The sequence below is a fragment of the Pseudomonas sp. AC169 genome, from assembly GCF_979258515.1.
Genome location: NZ_OZ409866.1, coordinates 4,370,871 through 4,387,968, shown reverse-complemented (window position 1 = coordinate 4,387,968; position 17,098 = coordinate 4,370,871). Strand labels below are relative to the sequence as shown.

The following is a 17,098-nucleotide window of genomic DNA, read 5'->3' as shown; positions in this document are numbered from 1 at the left end:
GGTAGAGAACACCTGCTGATTGATCGGACGCCCACTCTGGCGCTTTCGCGAGCAAGCTCGCACAGTGACCGCGTTCCAATATGGGGGCGAGCCTGCTCGCGAAAGCGCCAGAATGAGCAACCATCAGGCAGAAAAAACCCGCCGCCCCGGTTGAACGGGGCGGCGGGTTTTGTCGTTTCAGCCTTCGCTTACACGGTATCCACCTTCAACGAATGATCATTCAACATCCCGCTGATGATCGTCGCCGTGTCATGCCCACCAGCCACTACCCCGCCCGCTCCCGGCGTCACGCCGTAGTGGCTGGCGAGGTTGACGCCGGCCAGGTCGATGGTCTGGTTCGGCGTGGCGCCGGCCATGGCGCTGACGTCGATGCTGGTGAGGACCGAAGCGCCGCTGCCGCTGACGGTGAAGTGCAGGTAGTCATCCAGCGAGGCGGTGGTGCCGTTTTCACCTTGCAGCAGTTGCGACAGGTCGAGCTTGTCGGTGCCGGGGGTGAAGTCGGTGATCAGGTCGTGGCCGCTGTTGCCCTTGAGCCACTGGAAGGTATCGGCCCCTGCGCCGCCGGTCAGCGTGTTGTTGCCCATGCCGCCAATCAGCAGGTCGTCACCGCCGCCACCGTTGAGGATGTCGTTGCCGAGGCCGCCGTTGATCACGTTGTTATTGTTATCGCCGGTCAGGGTGTCGTTGAAGTTCGAGCCGATCAGGTTCTCGATCCCGGTGAGGGTGTCGGTGCCGGCGCCGAGGGTGTTTTGCGCACCGAGCAGGCCGAGGTTGACCGTGACCCCGGCGGTGGCATGGGCGTAGCTGGCGGTGTCGCTGCCAGTGCCGCCGTCGAGCAAATCATTGCCCGGCCCGCTGTAGAGCAAGTCGTTACCGGCGCCGCCGTGCAACTCGTTGTTGCCTGAGCCTGCGGTGAGCACATCGTTGCCGTCGCCGGCGTTGATGATGTTGTCGCCGCTGCCGGCCACCAGCACGTCATCCCCCGAGGTGCCGGTGAGGGTGTGGCCGTCCTGATAGCTGATGCTCACATTGGCGGTGTCGCTGCCACCATGGTTGTCGTTGGCGGTGTAGCTGCCGTGGAAGTCCGGGGTGATGTCGTGGGCCCCGGCGTAGTTGAGGGTCATGGTCAGCTGATAGTTCTCCGCCGCGTTGGCATTGCCGCCCGTGGTATTGGTGATGTTGGAGATGTGGATCTGATAGACGCCATCGGCCGAAGCGGTGAGGGTTTGCCCGTCTGCCAGTGTTGTGTAGGCGCCACCGTTGATCGAGTACTCCATGGTGACGTGACCGGCCGCCAGATTGTGATCAAGGTTGAGGGTTTCGCCCTGGCGCAGGTTGACGGTGATGCGGTCCTCATCGTTAGCGTTGCTGTTGGTCACCGCGCCGAGATAGCCGCTGACCACCAGCACGGCGGTCATGGTTGCGGCATTGGCACTGAACGCATTGCGCACGTTGGCCAGGTTCTGGTTGGCGGCGGTGTTGACGTTAGTCCCGGTGAAGTTGATCGCCCCGGTGCCGGTGAAATCCGCCGCTTTCGAGATCCAGCCCGTATTGAAACTGGTCGGCGTGGCGTTGAGGGTGTCGCCGTTGAGGTCGGTGTCGTTGGCCAGCAACAGTTCGCCCGGCACCACGATATTGCCCGAGAGCACGTTGGTGATGACGTGGTCGTCGACGGCCACCGGCGGCGCGTTGGGGATCACTTTCACGGTCAGCGTCGAACTGGCGAGGTCGCCGTCGTTGTCGCTGACGGTGAAGCCGATGTTCTCGGTGATCACCACAGCGGTGGTTTTCTGCGAAGTGTAGGTGTAGTCGCCGCTGTCGAGGTTGATCAGCAGTGTGCCGCCATTATTGGTGGCGATGCTCAACGTGTTGTTTACGGTGTTGAAGGTGCCGTGATTGGTGCCGCCGCTTGGCGTCAACGAACCTTGGCCACTGAGGGCTTTCGGGTCATAGGTGTAGGTGGTGCCGTCAACCACAATGGATTTGATGAAACCGCCATCGGCGCCAAAAGTGCCGCCCTCGCCCAGCAACGAACCGGTGACCGGCGCGCCCTGCACAGTACCGGACAGTACCGAGTTGAGCTGATTGAGATCGGTGACCACCACCGCGTTGGTGTTGGTGTGGCTGATGCCGTCATACGCCAGTGGGTCGAGGTTGGCGTTGCTTACGCCGCTGCCGAGGCCGATCGCGTAGTTCTTGATGTTGTTGGCATCGAGGAAGTTTTTCAGTGCGGCTTCGTCAGCGGCGTTGATGTCGCCTTCGTTGGGTTTGCCGTCGGAGAAGAAGTAACCGACGTTCTGCGCTCCGGTGAGTTTGCCCGAGGTGTTGAACGCGGTTTGCATCACTGCCACCGCGGCGTCGTAGTTGGTGCCGCCACCCGCCGTCAGACCGGCGAGAATCGTCTTCGCCGTCGCCACATCGACCCATACCGAGGTTCGGTCTGTGGCGTTGCTGCTGAAGGTGACGAGTTGGACTTTGACATCGCCGAGGTCGTCGTACTTGTCGAGCAAGGCGCTGATCGCCTGCTTGGCCAGGGCCAGCCGCGACAGGCCCGGTACACCGGAGGCGTCGGCCATACTGCCGGAGATGTCCAGAACGATGAGCAGGTTGGAATCGATCTCCACCGCCGCCACCGAACGGTCCGACGCCACCGCTTTTGGCACGTCGTCGACGATGTTGACCACGAGGGTGCTGGTGGTGCTGTTGCCCAGCGCGTCAGTGGCTTTGTAGGTAAAACTTTCGCTGAGGGTGTTGGCCCCATCGTTGGCGTTGGGCGAGGTTTTCGGCGCCGAGGTCAGCGTGTAGGTGTAGGTGCCGTCGGCGTTGAGCTGGATCTGCCCATAAGTGCCGGTGGCGCTGCCGACCAGGGTGTAGGTGATCGCGCCCGTACCGCCAGTGACTGCTCCGACCAGGGTGCCGGTGGCGGTTTCGCCGGTGTTGCTCGGGTCGCTGCCGGTGACCGTACCGGGGGCAAGATCCGCGCCGTCCTTGCTCAGGTCGAGGGCTTTTTCATAGACCGTCACGTCCTGATCAACCGAAGCCACCAGTTTGCTGTCGGCGACATTGATGGTGATGGTCGTGGTGCTTTCGTCGCCGTCGCTGTCGCGGATGGTGTAGGTGAAGGTGTCGGTGGCACCTGGTGGGCTCACCGAGTTCGGGTTGCTGTGGTAGACGGCGTTGCCCGCCGCATCCAGGGTCAGGTAACCGAAGTTGCCATTGATGTTGCTGTTGAGGCCGCCGATGGCCGAAGTGCCGGTGTTGCTGCCAGCACGCACGCCAACCACCGTGGCCGCGCCATCAGCACCGCTGATGTCATTGCCCAGCACACTGACGTTGACCGTGCCGCCCTCGGCCACCGAGCCGGTGTCGGGTTTGGCGGTCGGCAGATCGTCGATGATGTTGACATTGATCTGGCCGCTGGCAGTGCTGCCATCGGTATCCGTCGCCACCACGTTGAAATTCTCGGTGAGGCTGTTGGCACCGTTGGCGGTCGGGTGGGTTTCGTTGTCGACCAGGGTGTAGCTGTAACTCACAACACCGGTCGCGGGGTTGTAACCAGTGACGGTGAAGGTGCTGCCCAGCGGCGAGACGACCGATTGCGGGAAGCCTGCGGCGAAACCGTTGGTGACCACGGCAATGCCGCCGACGGTGAGGGTTTGCAGGCCATCGAGCGCGGTCACGGTGAAAGTGCCGCTCTGGGTTAGCGCCGGGGTGTCGGGGCTGGTGCCGTCGCTGAGGTTTTTCTCGTAGACGGTGAGTTCGCCACCATTGACGTCGAGGCCGTTGAGCAGCACAGGATCGTCGTTGTTGTGGATGTTCAGCACCAGGTTGGCGGTGCTGGTATCGCCGTCAGCATCGGTCAGCGTATAGGTGAAGGTCTCGGTGCCGTTCCCGCCGCCATGCAGGTTTTTGAAGTCGGCATCGTTAGGGTTCAGCGTGTAGGTGTACGTGCCGTTGGCGTTGAGCACCAGCGTGCCGTACGTACCGGTGAAGGTGCCGGCGGTGATCGGCCCGGCATTCGGTCCGGTCGCGACCACGTCGGCGCCTTGCAGATCGTTGCTCAGCACATTGCCGGTCAGGGTCAGCTGGGTTTCCGAGGCGCTGTTGAGGTTGCTGTCGTTCACCGCTTTCGGCACGTCATCGACGATGTTCACCACAATGGTGCTGGTGACGATGTTGCCCAGCGAATCGGTGGCCTGATAGGTGAAGGTTTCGCTCAGGCTGTTGGCGCCGTCGTCGGCATGCGGCGTGGTGCTCGCCGGTGAGGTCAGCGTGTAGGTGTACGTGCCGTTGGAGTTGAGGACGATCTGCCCGTAGTTGCCGGTGGCGCTGCCAACCAGCGCGTAACTGATCGCACCGACTGCCCCGGTGACCGAGCCGACCAACGTGCCAGACGCGGTTTCACCGGTGCTGGTCGGGTCGCTGCCGGTGACCGTACCGGGCGCCAGATCCGCGCCGTCTTTGGTCAGATCCAGCGCTTTTTCGAAGACGGTGACGTCGGTGTCGCTGGTCGCGCACAGTTTGCTGTTGGAAACATCGATGGTGATGGTGGTGGTGCTTTCATCGCCGTCGGCATCACGCACGGTGTAAGTGAACACATCCACCGCGCCCGGGCCGTTCACGGCGTTTGGATTGCTGTGATAGACCGCGTTGCCGTTGGCGTCCAGGGTCAGATAGCCGTAGGTGCCGTTGATGTTGCTGTTGAGGCCGCCGATGGCCGAGGTCGATGTATCGGCGCCGGCACGCACGCCGACCACCGCCCCGGTGACGGCCGGGCCGTCGGCACCGCCGATATCGTTGTCCAGAACATTGCCGCTGACGGTACCGCCCTCCGCCACCGAAGCAGAATCAGGATGAGCGCTCGGCAGATCATCGACGATGTTGACGTTGATCTGGCCGTTGGCGGTGCTGCCATCAGTATCGGTGGCGACGACGTTGAAGTTCTCGGTGATGCTGTTGGCGCCGTTGGCGTTCGGATGGGTTTCGTTGTCGACCAACGTGTAGCTGTAACTGACTACGCCGGTGGCTGGGTTGTAACCGGTGATGGTCAACGTGCTGCCGAGCGGCGTGACGACCGATTGCGGGAAGCCTGCCGCCACGCCACCGGTGACCACGTTGATGCCACCCACGGTCAGGGTTTGCAGACCATCCAGTGCAGTGACGGTGAAGGTGCCGCTTTGAGTCAGCGCCGGTGTATCTGGAGCGGTACCGTCGCTGAGGTTTTTCTCGTAGACAGTGAGTTCGCCGCCATTGACGTCGAGGCCGTTGAGGTAGACCTGATCGTCGTTGTTATGGATGTTCAACACCAGATTGGCGGTACTGGTATCGCCGTCGGAATCGGTGATGGTGTAGGCGAAGGTTTCCGTGCCGTTGCCGCCGCCGTGCAGGTTTTTGAAATCCGCGTCATTGGTGTTCAGGGTGTAGGTGTAAGTACCGTTGGCGTTGAGCACCAAGGTGCCGTAAGTCCCGGTGAACGTGCCCGGGGTCACTGGTCCGGTCGGCACACGGTCGGCACCCTGCACATCGTTGGTCAGGACGTTACCGGTCAACGTCAGTTGGCTTTCTGAAGCTGTGGTTGCATTGCTGTCATACACGGCTTTGGGCAGGTCGTCGACGATGTTCACATCGAGGGTGCCGTTGGCGGTGGTGCCGTTGTCATCGACCACGGTGACGGCGAATTGCTCAGGCAGATTGTTCGCGCCGTTGGCGTTCGGATGGGCTTCGTTGTCGACCAGGGTGTAGCTGTAGCTGACCACGCCGGTGGTGGCGTTGAAACCGGTAATGGTCAACGTGCTGCCCAGCGGCGTGGTGATCGATTGCGGAAATCCGGCAGCCACGCCGTTGGTGACGACGGCGATGCCGCCGACGGTCAGCGTGGTGACGCCATCAAGTGCAGTGATGGTGAACGTGCCGCTCTGGGTCAGTGCGGTGGAGTCCGGTGCGCTGCCGTCGCTGAGGTTTTTTTCGTAAACGGTGAGTTCGCCGCCATTGACGTCGAGGCCGTTGATGATCACCGGATCGTCGTTGTTGTGGATGTTCAACACCAGATTCGCCGTGCTGGTATCGCCGTCGGAATCGGTGATGGTGTAGGCGAAGGTTTCCGTGCCGTTGCCGCCACCGTGCAGGTTTTTGAAGTCGGCGTCGCTGGTGTTGAGCGTGTAGGTGTACGTGCCGTTGGCGTTGAGCACCAAGGTGCCGTAAGTGCCGGTGAATGTGCCCGGGGTGACTGGCCCGGTCGGCACACGGTCGGCGCCTTGTACATCGTTGGTCAGGACGTTGCCGGTCAGTGTCAGCTGCGTTTCAGACGCGGTGCCGGTGTTACTGTCATCCACGGCTTTGGGCAGGTCGTCGACGATGTTCACATCAAGGGTGGCATTGGCGGTGGTGCCATTGTCATCGACCACGGTGACGGCGAACTGCTCAGGCAGGTTATTCGCGCCGTTGGCGTTCGGATGGGCTTCGTTGTCGACCAGGGTGTAGCTGTAGCTGACCACGCCGGTGGTGGCGTTGAAACCGGTAATGGTCAACGTGCTGCCGAGCGGAGTGGTGACGGATTGTGGAAATCCGGCAGCCACGCCGTTGGTGACGACAGCGATGCCGCCGACGGTCAGGGTCGTCACGCCATCGAGTGCGGTGATGGTGAACGTGCCGCTTTGGGTCAGCGCGGTGGCGTCCGGCGTGCTGCCGTCGCTGAGGTTTTTCTCGTAAACGGTGAGTTCGCCGCCATTGACGTCGAGGCCGTTGATGGTCACCGGATCGTCGTTGTTGTGGATCTGCAGAACCAGATTCGCAGTGCTGGTATCACCGTCGGAATCGGTGATGGTGTAGGCGAAGGTTTCCGTGCCGTTGCCGCCGCCGTGCAGGTTTTTGAAGTCGGCGTCGCTGGTGTTGAGCGTGTAGGTGTACGTGCCGTTGGCGTTGAGCACCAAGGTGCCGTAAGTCCCGGTGAATGTGCCCGGCGTGACTGGCCCGGTGGGCACACGGTCGGCGCCTTGGACATCGTTGGTCAGGACGTTGCCGGTCAGGGTCAGCAAGGTTTCAGAGGCGGTGCCATTGGCGTCGTCAACCGCACGGGGAACATCGTCGACGATGTTCACGTCCAGCGTGCCATTGGCGGTGGTGCCATTATCATCGACCACGGTGACGGCGAACTGCTCTGGCAGGTTATTCGCACCGTTGGCGGTGGGATGGGCTTCGTTGTCGACCAGGGTGTAGCTGTAACTGACCACGCCGGTGGTGGCGTTGAACCCGGTAATCGTCAGCGTGCTACCGAGTGGAGTGGTCACGGATTGTGGGAAACCTGCGGCTACACCGTTGGTGACCACGGCGATGCCGCCGACAGTCAGCGTGGTGACGCCATCAAGTGCAGTGATGGTGAACGTGCCGCTCTGGGTCAGTGCGGTGGCGTCCGGTGCGCTGCCGTCGCTGAGGTTTTTCTCGTAAACCGTCAGCTCGCCGCCCTCGACGTTCAGGCCATTGATGGTCACCGGATCGTCGTTGTTGTGGATCTGCAACACGAGGTTGGCAGTGCTGGTATCACCGTCGGAATCGGTGATGGTGTAGGCGAAGGTTTCCGTGCCGTTGCCGCCACCGTGCAGGTTTTTGAAGTCGGCGTCGCTGGTGTTGAGGGTGTAGGTGTACGTACCGTTGGCGTTGAGCACCAAGGTGCCGTAAGTCCCGGTGAAAGTGCCCGGGGTGACTGGCCCGGTCGGCACACGGTCGGCGCCTTGTACATCGTTGGTCAGCACGTTGCCGGTCAGGGTCAGCAAGGTTTCAGAGGCGGTGCCATTGGCGTCGTCAACCGCACGGGGAACATCGTCGACGATGTTCACGTCCAGCGTGCCATTGGCGGTGGTGCCGTTGTCATCGACCACGGTGACGGCGAACTGCTCAGGCAGATTATTCGCGCCGTTGGCAGTTGGATGCGCTTCGTTGTCGACCAGGGTGTAGCTGTAGCTGACCACGCCGGTAGTGGCGTTGAAACCGGTAATGGTCAGTGTGCTGCCCAGCGGAGTGGTGACCGATTGTGGAAATCCGGTAGCCACGCCGTTGGTGACCACGGCGATGCCGCCGACAGTCAGCGTTGTCACGCCATCGAGTGCGGTGATGGTGAACGTGCCGTTTTGGGTCAGCGCGGTGGCGTCCGGTGCGCTGCCGTCACTGAGGTTTTTCTCGTAAACCGTCAGCTCGCCGCCCTCGACGTTCAGGCCGTTGATGATCACCGGATCGTCGTTGTTGTGGATCTGCAGAACCAGATTCGCCGTGCTGGTATCACCGTCGGAATCGGTGATGGTGTAGGCGAAGGTTTCCGTGCCGTTGCCGCCGCCGTGCAGGTTTTTGAAGTCTGCGTCGTTGGTGTTGAGCGTGTAGGTGTAAGTGCCGTTGGCATTCAGCACCAAGGTGCCGTAAGTCCCGGTGAATGTGCCGGCCGTCACCGGCCCGGTGGGCACACGGTCGGCGCCCTGCACATCGTTGGTCAGCACGTTGCCGGTCAGTGTCAGCTGCGTTTCAGACGCCGTGCCATTGTTGTCATCAAAGGCTTTGGGCACGTCGTCGGTGATGTTGACGTCCAGCGTGCCGGTCGCGGTGTCGCCATTGCTGTCGCCGGCAATCACGGTGAACTGTTCGCTGAGGTTGTTTGCGCCATCGCCGGCCGCATGACTTTCGTTGCCGTTGAGGGTGTAGCTGTAAGTGACCACGCCGGTCGCCGGGTTGTAGCCGGTGATGGTCAGGGTGTTGCCCAGTTGCGTGGTGATCGACTGCGGGAAGCCGACCGCTACGCCGCCGTTGATCAGGTTGATGCCACCGATGCTCAGGCTGGTCAAACCGTCCGGCGCCGACACCGTGAAGCTGCCGTTTTGCGTGAGTGCACTCGGGTTGGCCGAAGAACCGTCAGGCAGGTTGGCTTCACTGAGGTTCAGTTCACCGCCCGCCACATTCAGACCGGCGAGGGTCACCGGATTGTTGACCGGTGGCGGCACCACGACAGCCGGGGTGTCATCGCCGTTGTCGATCACCGCGTTATGGCGTTCTTCAGGGAATTCGGGAATACCGCCGAACCCGGCAGTGGGAAACCCGATGATCGGATCGACCCGGCCGCCGACTTCCGTCAGCAGGACAAAACTGTGGCCACCGCCCAGCTCACCTGGCGCACCGCCCGGGGCATTCGGGCCGGCCGCGGTGGCTTCAGCGGTTTTGCTCGGGTCGTCACCGGCGGCGATAGCTTTCTGGATCTGCTCGACGTCGGTCAATTGCGCGTCGCTCGGGGTCACGGCCTCCGCGGCATTGACATGCGTCGCCTGACCGGCCAGCAGTTCACCGGTCATGGTCATGCTGCTGCCGCGTCCGAGGGTCAGTTCCTGGCCGTTTTGCAGATGAACGGCGACGGCCCCTTCCGCGCCGGTGATCAGTTGATCGCCGGCAAACAGGCGATCCCCCTCAACCAGTGCGCGTTTGGTACCGTCGGCTGACTGGGCGAAAACCTGGCCAATGACTTTAGTGACTGTGCCGATGAGCGTTGCCATGTGAAATCCTCCGCTGCCGACCACCGTCGGCGCTGGTAAGCGAAGCAGCCCATGGCTCAATCGGGTTGTCGGAGGCGACGCTCGCACCTTCGACAGTTCGTTTCGCGGGTGACGCCTTGGGGAAACTTCAGTGCGATCAAGCACTTCCGAGTCCTGTTCAAAGCGGCATGCCCACTAACGCTACGTAACGGTGGTGAATCACCAGAGTGACAAAAATCTGTCGCTCATCAGCCGCTACGCGTCCCTCCCCTTCAGCAGTACTTCGCCGTATGTCGCAAAGTGAGTGGAACTTTCCTCAAGCCTTTCTGTGCTCCCTAAAGCGCATAAAACAAAGGCTTTCGTGCTGAACAATGTGCCGGTTTTTACAAAGCGCATAAGTTTTTTTTGGCATAACCCTTATGAAAATTTTTTCTTAGCTACGCTCTAGGATGTTCTTAGCTCTGTTGTTACAAGAGTGAAACGCATACACCTAAAAATATCGTCAAATATTTGGCGACAGTAACACACCATCAGGACTCAGGGAGATGCACCCATGCGCGTTCTAACCCCCCTCTGCAGCGCGGTTTTGCTGGCCATGGCTTGCACTTCTCAAGCCCAGGCCATGAACCTCACCGAGGCCATTCAAAGCACCATCGCCACTCACCCGGAACTCGCTTCGCGCGTGGACGCCCGCCTGTCGGCTGATGAACAAATCAAAGTCGCCAAGGGCGGCTTCTATCCGTCCGTCGATTTGAACGCCGCCTATGGCCGCGGCTATAGCGACAACACCAACACCCGGGCCTTCGGTAATCACCACACCGAAATCCTCAATTACACCCAGTCCGAGCTGCGTCTGCGGCAGATGCTGTTCGACGGTTTCAACACCGCCAACGAAGTCGAGCGCACCAAAGGCGTGTCGAATTCGCGCGCGTACTACGCGCAAGGCACCGCCCAGGATCTGGCTCTGCGCACCATCGAGGTTTACCTCGAAGTGCTCAAGCGCCGCGAACTGGTGACCTTGGCCCGCAACAACCTGCAGGCGCACTTGCGCGTCAACGACCAAATCGGCCTGCGCACCGAGCGTGGCGTCGGCAGTACCGCCGACTCCGATCAATCGGTCGCTCGTAAGGCGCTGGCACAGAACAACCTCGACACCGCCGAAGTCGATCTGTCTGACGCCGAAGCCAACTTCTACAGCGTGGTCGGGCGCATGCCCGATGAGCTGGAAACGCCGGCCTCGACCCGTGGCGAACTGCCGACCGAATTGCGTGAAGCCCAGCAGAGCATGGTCGACAACAACCCGTATCTGAAGTCCGCCCAGGCTGACGTGCAATCGGCCGAGAGCCAGTACGAAGTCGCCAAATCGCCGTTCTATCCGCGCTTCGATGCCGAAGCGGCCGTCGGTGCGAACAATAACGTGCAAGGCGATGAAGGCCACGACAACGAATGGCGCGTGGGTGTGGTGATGAACTACAACCTGTTCCGAGGCGGCAGTGACAAGGCGCGTCTGGCCTCCGATGCGCACCAGATCAATCAGGCCATGGATATCCGCAACAACGCCCTGCGCCAACTCAACGAGAACATCCGCCTGGCGTGGAACGCCATGGAAAACGCGAAGAAACAGACCCCGACCGCCCGTGAATACGCCGAAACCACCAAACGCGTGCGTGCGGCGTATCAGGATCAGTTCGGCCTCGGCCAACGCACCCTGCTCGACTTGCTCGACAGCGAAAACGAGCTCTATAACGCCAACCGCCGCTACACCGAAATCCGCTACACCGAGGAATATTCGATGTATCGCGTGCTGGCGAACATGGGCCAGTTGCTGAGCAAACAACGGGTGGTACTGCCGGCCGATGCGATCGCTGCGACCGAAGTCAAAAACGAAGCGCGCTTGCCAGAGCTGAAATAAGTCCCCTGTTGATCGTTCCCACGCTCTGCGTGGGAATGCCTCAATGGACGCTCTGCGTCCGCTTTGGGACGCGGAGCGTCCCGGGCTGCATTCCCACGCGGAGCGTGGGAACGATCAATGTGTGGATTCCCGTGCCCGTTCAACAGAGGCGATCAATATGACCAGCATGGAACCCGGCCACACCGGGGTCGATCCGCGGCTGAGCTTCGATGATCCGTTACTCGACGGTCTGTTGATCCTCTGCAAACTGCATGGCGCGACGGTCAGTCGCGCCAGCCTGAGTGCCGGGCTGCCGCTCAACAAACAACGCCTGAGCCTCGATCTGCTGTCTCGCGCCGCCGCTCGGGCCGGGTTGCAGGCGCGTATTCTGCGCCGTGATCTGAAAGATATCTCCCCACTCAACCTGCCGATTCTGCTGCTGCTCAACGACGGCCGCACCGCCGTGTTGCGACGTTTCGGCGACGACGGCAAAGCGCTGATCCTGCCCAGTGAAGCCGATGGTGGCGAGCAATGGATCAGCCGTGAAGAACTCACCGAGCACTACAGCGGCCAAGCCTTGTTCGCCCGCCCGCGTCACGAACTCGAAGACCTGCGCTCGCCACTGGTGCCGCGCGTTCATGCGTGGTTTCGCGACACCCTCAAGCTGTCAAAATGGCTCTACAGCGATGCGATTCTCGCCAGTTTCCTGATCAACCTGTTAGGCCTGATGGTGCCGCTGTTCGTCATGCAAACGTATGACCGCGTGGTGCCGAATCAGGCGACATCGACCCTGTGGGTGCTGTCGATCGGGCTGCTGATCGGCACCGGTTTCGAACTGGTTTTGCGGGTGGTGCGTGCGCACCTGCTCGACACCGCCGGCAAGAAAACCGACGTGATCCTTTCCGCGACTTTATTCGAACGCATCACTGGCATGTCGATGAAGGCGCGGCCGGCGACCATCGGCGGCTTTGCGCAAAGCATTCATGACTTTCAGGGCCTGCGTGAATTCCTCACGGCAGTGACGCTGACCAGCCTGATCGACCTGCCCTTCGTCGTGCTGATGCTGGTGGTGATCGGCCTGCTCGGCGGCTGGCTGGTGGTAATTCCGCTGCTGGCGTTTCCGATCACCATCATCTTCGCGATGATCATTCAAGTGCGCCTGCGTGACACCGTGCAAAAGAGCCTGAGCCTCGGCGCTGAACGCCAGGCGGTGCTGATCGAAACCCTCGGTGGCCTGGAGACCCTCAAAGCCTGCAGCGCCGAAAGCGAGCGCCAGCACAAATGGGAAAGCACCCACGGCGCCCTCACCCGCCTCGACAGCCACGCGCGCAATCTCTCGGCGCTGGCCACCAACGGCACGTTGTTCATTCAACAATTCTCGGGAATGGCGACCATTGTCGCCGGGGTCTACAGCATCATCGCCGGCAATCTCAGCGTCGGTGCGCTAGTCGCCAGTTACATGCTCGGCAGCCGTGTGCTCGCGCCGCTGGGGCAGATTGCCGGGCTGATCACCCGATATCAGCAAGCGCAACTGACCATGAAAAGCACCGATGCGCTGATGGCTCTGCCGCAGGAACGCGACGGCAAACAGCGGCCGCTGGAGCGCACGCAACTGCAAGGTGCGCTGGACGTCAGCGGCGTGACCTTTCACTACAACGGCCAGAACGCGCCGGCACTGAGCAATGTCAGCTTCAGCCTGAAACCCGGCGAGCGGGTCGGCATCATCGGCCGCAGCGGTTCGGGCAAAAGTACCTTGGCGCGTTTGGTCATGGGCTTCTATGAACCCGAGGAAGGCCAACTGCTGCTCGATGGCCTCGACCTGCGCCAACTCGACGTTGCCGACCTGCGCCAGCAAATCGGTTACGTCGCCCACGACCTGCCATTGCTCGCCGGCAGCCTGCGCGACAACCTCACGCTCGGCGCGCGTTACATCAGCGATTCACGCATGCTCGAAGTCGCCGAACTGACCGGCGTTACCGAACTCGCTCGCCAGCATCCGCAAGGTTTCGATCGTCCGGTGGGTGAACGCGGGCAATTGCTTTCTGGCGGCCAACGTCAGGCCGTGTTGCTGGCACGTTCGCTGTTGCTCGATCCGCCGATCATGCTGCTCGACGAACCCACCAGCGCCATGGACAACAGCAGTGAAGACTTGCTGCGGCAGAAACTGCATGGCTGGGTGCAAGGCAAAACCTTACTGCTGGTGACCCACCGCACCTCGATGCTGAGTCTGGTGGACCGCTTGCTGGTGCTGGACAACGGCCGGGTCGTCGCTGACGGCCCGAAAGAAGCGGTCATCGATGCACTGCGCAAGGGCCGTGTCGGCTCGGCGGCGGTCTAGGAGTTGCCCCATGTCTGCTTCCTCCGATAGCAAAGATCGCGGCTACTTCGACAGTTTCGGCAAAAGCGCCGAAGCCGAATTCATGCCGGAAACCGCCGGTGCTTCGTTGCAGGATTCGCCACGCTGGTCGCGGATCACCGTGTGGCTGGCCGCAGCGTTGCTGATCAGCGCGGTGGTCTGGGCCAAATTCGCCGTGCTCGAAGAAGTGACCATGGGCGAAGGCAAGGCAATTCCGTCGAGCAAGGTGCAGGTGATCCAGAACCTTGAAGGCGGGATCGTTACCGAGATTTTCGTGCGTGAAGGGCAAATGGTGAACAAGGGCGACACCCTGCTGCGCCTGGATGACACGCGCTTTCGCTCGAACAAGGGTGAGAGCGAAGCTGATCGCTATGCGCTGACCGCGCAGGTCGAACGGCTGTCGGCGGAGGCCGAGGGCCGGCCGTTCAAGCTCTCCGATGAAGTCATCGCCAAGGCGCCGCAAGTCGCCGAAGACGAGCGCTCGCTGTACGAACAACGCCAGCGCCGACTGGCCAGCGAGCAGCGCACGTTGAGCGAACAACTGCGGCAGAAGACTCAGGAGCTTGCCGAGTTTCGTTCCAAGCAAGGTCAGTTCAGCTCGAGTCTGGCATTGCTGCAGCAAGAAATGAACATGTCCGAACCGCTGGTGAAAACCGGCGCGGTATCACCGGTGGAAATCCTCCGACTCAAGCGCAGCGCGGTAGAAATCCGAGGCTCATTAAACGCGACGACGCTGGCGATTCCCCGCGCCGAATCGGCGATTGCCGAGATCCGCAGCAAGATCGACGAATCCGAACAGACCTTCCGTTCCGAGGCGGCCAAGGAGCTGAACGAGAAACGCACCGACCTGTCGAAAATCACCGCCACCAGCATCGCCATCGATGACCGAGTGACCCGCACCACGGTCATATCGCCCGTGCGCGGCGTGATCAAGCAAATGAAGGTCAACACCATCGGCGGCGTGGTCCAGCCGGGCAGCGACATGGTCGAAATCGTGCCGCTGGAAGACAACCTGCTGATCGAAGCCAAGGTGCGGCCACAGGATGTCGCGTTCCTGCATCCGGGCCAGAAAGCCATGGTCAAGTTCAGTGCTTATGACTACACGATTTACGGTGGGCTGAGTGCCAAGCTTGAGTTGATTGGTGCGGACACGATTACCGATGACAAGGGCAACAGCTTTTATCTGATTCAGGTGCGCACCGATAAAAACCATTTGGGCGGGGATGTGAAACCGTTGCTGATCATTCCGGGGATGGTGGCGACGGTGGACATTATTACCGGGGAGAAAAGTGTGTTGGATTATCTGCTCAAACCAGTGCTGAAAGCCCGGACCGAGGCGATGCGTGAGCGCTAGTCAATGATCGTTCCCACGCTCCGCGTGGGAATGCCGCCCGGGACGCTCCGCGTCCCTTTGCGACTGTGACGCAGAGCGTCACTGGATGCATTCCCACGCAGAGCGTGAGAACGATCATTTGTGACCATGATTACGCTGAAAGGTCTCCTCCCCCATCGCCGCAATCTGCCCCTCGATCAACGCCTCGAACGGCTTGAGCAACGGCTCGAATGAAACCGACGGTTCCAGCGTCTGCAATGCCTGCACAATCGCCTCAATCGTCGACAACGCCCCCGGCCCCGGTGCCTTGCGCAAGCGATAGCGCGACACCCCGCCCTCGGCCAGCGTCACCCGTGGCAACGCCGCCAGCAGCGGATTGAGGTGCAACATCTTGCGCGCCTTGCGCCAGGTGCCATCCGGCACCACCAGCAACAACGACTCATCGGACTCGCCATAAGCCTGCATCGGCTGCGCATCATCAGCGGGAAACAACAACCGCGCCCGATACCCCGGCCGGTTCAACAGCGTCGGCAAATCTTCGAACACCTCGCCCACGATCAGCTCGGCATTGGTCAATCCCAGCGCCGCTAACCGCGCAGTGTTCAACGCATGATTGACCTCGCTCGGATGCTGCAACAGCAACACCCGCGTGCGGCTGTCGAGGCTCGGGATCAGCGGGCACAGGCAATGGGTTTGTGGGCGCAGGCAGCGCGGGCATTGGGGTCTGGACATACTTCTTTTTCCTGCAAGCTAAGCCTGATTGAGCTGTGCTTTGAGCAAATCTCGGAAAGTCTGGATCAGCGGCTCGCGGCTGCGGCCCCGGCGCATGATCATCGAAAACGGTGCCTGATAACCGAAGGTCGCCGGCAGCAGTACGCGCAAGTCGCCCTTGTCGGCCCAGGCCTGAGCGTAGTGTTCTGGCAAGTAACCGATATAGGCGCCGGACAGCACCAGAATCAGCTGCGCCTCCATACTTTCCACCGTAGCGGCGCTGTGTTTGAAGCCGTGGCGCGCCAGTTCGGCCTGACTCCAGTAACCACGTCCGACCATGCGTTGCTGGGTGATGACTTGCTCGGGAATCCGCCGCTCGTTGAACAACGGATGACGGCTGCTGCAATACAACCAGTGTTGTTCGCGGTACAGCGGCATGTACACCAGACCGCTCATACGCGTGGAAAACGCACCAATGGCCAGATCGAGGCGGTTGTCCTGCACGCCGAGTTGCAGTTCGTACGGGCTCATCACCGACAGATGCAAATGCACCGCCGGGTGTTCCTGACTGTAAGCGCCAATCGCTTCGGCAAATGGCAGAGCCTTGTCGCTGACGGTGGAGTCGATCACGCCGAGGTTGAGCGTGCCGCGCAGTTCGCCCTTGAGCGCAGCGGCGTATTGCTCGAAACCTTCGAGCTCGGCGAGCAGGCGCAGGGTTTCCTGATGGAACAGCTCACCCTTGCTGGTCAGGCTGAACCCGCCGCGTCCGCGATGGCACAGCACCAGGCCGAGCGCGGCTTCGAGCTGGCTCATGTAGGTGCTGATCGCCGAAGTCGACAGATTCAACTCCTGCTGGGCGTTGGCGAAACCCTGATGACGGACGACGCTGACGAAAATGCGTAATAGTTTCAGGTCGGGTAAAGCGTTGGCCATGTCTACTCCGGGCTTTGCAACTGTGTGTCTGTGGGAAAAGCCCCTCACCCCAGCCCTCTCCCCGAGGGAGAGGGAGCTGATCTCCATGGCTTTCAAATCCTGAGCTCGACTCGATTTTTCAGGTCGATGCAGATTCCGCCAACAACTCGGTCGGCTCCCTCTCCCTCTGGGAGAGGGCTGGGGTGAGGGCAGCAATCCCCGGCCGATCACAATCTTGAACCCGCCAAAGTCTAATCCCAGCCTCGCCATTAGTTTAGAAAAATCTGAACTAAGTTTTTGCCCGTAGCGATTCTTTCCCCTCACTACATTTCGCATCATCGGCCCCACAGCGGCGTCCGAACCTTTGCTCAACGGCGCGCCGACATAAATAA

General features: G+C 61.1%; 6 protein-coding genes. 3 read left to right on the top strand and 3 right to left on the bottom strand.

The annotated features are described in order from the left end of the window. Positions 1 to 188: 188 nt before the first annotated feature. A complete protein-coding gene (locus ACZZ0G_RS19755; RefSeq protein WP_463557237.1) occupies positions 189 to 9,524 on the bottom strand; it encodes a retention module-containing protein in 9,336 nt (3,111 codons plus the stop codon). A 532-nt stretch (positions 9,525 to 10,056) separates the two neighbouring features. On the opposite strand from ACZZ0G_RS19755, the gene ACZZ0G_RS19750 reads away from it, so the two are divergent. The 3 genes from ACZZ0G_RS19750 to ACZZ0G_RS19740 all read left to right on the top strand — a co-directional run bounded on the left by ACZZ0G_RS19750 (position 10,057) and on the right by ACZZ0G_RS19740 (position 15,104). Further along, a complete protein-coding gene (locus tag ACZZ0G_RS19750; RefSeq protein ID WP_064119607.1) occupies positions 10,057 to 11,415 on the top strand; it encodes a TolC family outer membrane protein in 1,359 nt (452 codons plus the stop codon). Between the two features lie 157 nt (positions 11,416 to 11,572). Further along, on the top strand, positions 11,573 to 13,732 hold the full coding sequence (locus ACZZ0G_RS19745; protein WP_463557236.1) for a type I secretion system permease/ATPase: 2,160 nt from the start codon (positions 11,573 to 11,575) through the stop codon (positions 13,730 to 13,732). 10 nt (positions 13,733 to 13,742) lie between these two features. Next, a complete protein-coding gene (locus ACZZ0G_RS19740; protein WP_122600191.1) occupies positions 13,743 to 15,104 on the top strand; it encodes an HlyD family type I secretion periplasmic adaptor subunit in 1,362 nt (453 codons plus the stop codon). A 114-nt stretch (positions 15,105 to 15,218) separates the two neighbouring features. Here the strand turns inward: ACZZ0G_RS19740 and ACZZ0G_RS19735 are convergent, their stop codons facing one another. Together ACZZ0G_RS19735 and ACZZ0G_RS19730 are read right to left on the bottom strand one after the other, a co-directional pair. Beyond that, the gene (locus ACZZ0G_RS19735) at positions 15,219 to 15,815 is read right to left on the bottom strand and encodes a tRNA-uridine aminocarboxypropyltransferase (RefSeq protein WP_463557235.1); all 597 of its coding nucleotides are present in this window, start codon (positions 15,813 to 15,815) and stop codon (positions 15,219 to 15,221) included. Positions 15,816 to 15,833: 18 nt separating this feature from the next. Beyond that, the gene (locus tag ACZZ0G_RS19730) at positions 15,834 to 16,727 is read right to left on the bottom strand and encodes a LysR family transcriptional regulator (RefSeq protein WP_007956593.1); all 894 of its coding nucleotides are present in this window, start codon (positions 16,725 to 16,727) and stop codon (positions 15,834 to 15,836) included. Between the last annotated feature and the right edge of the window lie 371 nt (positions 16,728 to 17,098).

Coding starts and splice junctions, on each gene's coding strand:
- ACZZ0G_RS19730 (WP_007956593.1), bottom strand. CDS start 16,727: ATGGCCAACGCTTTACCCGACCTGAAACTATTACGCATTTTCGTCAGC.
- ACZZ0G_RS19755 (WP_463557237.1), bottom strand. CDS start 9,524: ATGGCAACGCTCATCGGCACAGTCACTAAAGTCATTGGCCAGGTTTTC.
- ACZZ0G_RS19735 (WP_463557235.1), bottom strand. CDS start 15,815: ATGTCCAGACCCCAATGCCCGCGCTGCCTGCGCCCACAAACCCATTGC.
- ACZZ0G_RS19740 (WP_122600191.1), top strand. CDS start 13,743: ATGTCTGCTTCCTCCGATAGCAAAGATCGCGGCTACTTCGACAGTTTC.
- ACZZ0G_RS19750 (WP_064119607.1), top strand. CDS start 10,057: ATGCGCGTTCTAACCCCCCTCTGCAGCGCGGTTTTGCTGGCCATGGCT.
- ACZZ0G_RS19745 (WP_463557236.1), top strand. CDS start 11,573: ATGACCAGCATGGAACCCGGCCACACCGGGGTCGATCCGCGGCTGAGC.